A 1,031-nucleotide genomic window follows, 5' to 3' on the forward strand; every position below is an offset into this window, starting at 1 on the left:
ACCAGACAGGCAGCACCACAGTCAGAACCACTCTGTTGGGCAAAAAACGGATAGCGCCGGATCACTCGCTGCCACAAATGACCAACTTTTTGAGTAGGGCTAGGAAAGTAAGCTTTGCTAATGGTTTGCTTGGGCTTTTCGTCTCCTGAGGTGGGGATGTCTTTCTTCTCCGCTACTCTTTCTACTTCCCCCACTCTCCCTTTCTCGGCTTCTGCCAAAGGACTCTCCGACGGCATCAGCAGGGAATTTTGCCCTTGGGCCTGACGATAAAAATGTTCGCGGATTTGGGGATGTTTGCTAATTAGGGGAAATAACAGTTCCGGAGTTAGATAACAAAGCTTGGTTTTGAGGGAAGCTCTGGCTGAGTAGCACTCAAAAGACTCCTCTGGAAAGAAAGTACACTCCCCAAAGGAAGCTCCGGCTTCTAGATTGGTAATTAACTCCCCGGCGCTATTAATCAGTCTGACCTTTCCGGAAATCACAATATAGACCCCAGCCTCGGCGTCTGTTGACTGCCAAAATTGACCGACCGTTGGCTCGCGATATTTGATTTGTTTGAGACAGCGTGATAGTTCTGGTTCTGAAAGAGAATGCCCTAGAGTATGGGCGAGCTGCTGAGGGGAAATCAGTGGATTAGATGTGGATGTATGTCGAACCATAATCTCATGCCATGTTGCTGGGATTGAATAGCCAAAAACCATTGGACTCGGAGTCATTAGCGGATTTCAGGTCAGAAATTAAGATGCTGTGACCATCCTTTTCCCGTCCCCTAGGGGATTTAACCTCTGTCCGTTTTGGTATAGTCGATAATCCCATGTCCTTGAGCAATCGTTGCAGGTGGCGATTGCTCAGTTCAATCCCGAATTCTTTTGCCAGATGTTTGTTCAACCAATTCACTGTCCAGCGGCGAAAGGAATAACCATAATCCCGGGGACTCTGGTTAATCAGTTCTTTCAAACGGTCTAAATACTGCTCATTGACTGCCTTGGGGCGACCAATTGGACAATCCTGCCATTGGTGAGCCATCCCAC

Annotated in this window: 2 protein-coding genes; both read right to left on the reverse strand. The window is 48.0% G+C overall.

Annotation, left to right across the window (positions count from 1 at the left end; translation table 11 throughout):
• Positions 1–659: cyclic nucleotide-binding domain-containing protein (locus F6K38_RS43030; protein WP_287361055.1), on the reverse strand; the 659-nt coding region annotated here is incomplete at its 3' end.
• 4 nt (positions 660–663) lie between these two features.
• The coding region (locus F6K38_RS43035; protein WP_287361058.1) for a helix-turn-helix domain-containing protein at positions 664–1,031 on the reverse strand (368 nt) is incomplete at its 5' end.

Source organism: Moorena sp. SIO3B2, assembly GCF_010692525.1.
Taxonomy (GTDB): Bacteria; Cyanobacteriota; Cyanobacteriia; order Cyanobacteriales; family Coleofasciculaceae; genus Moorena; species Moorena producens.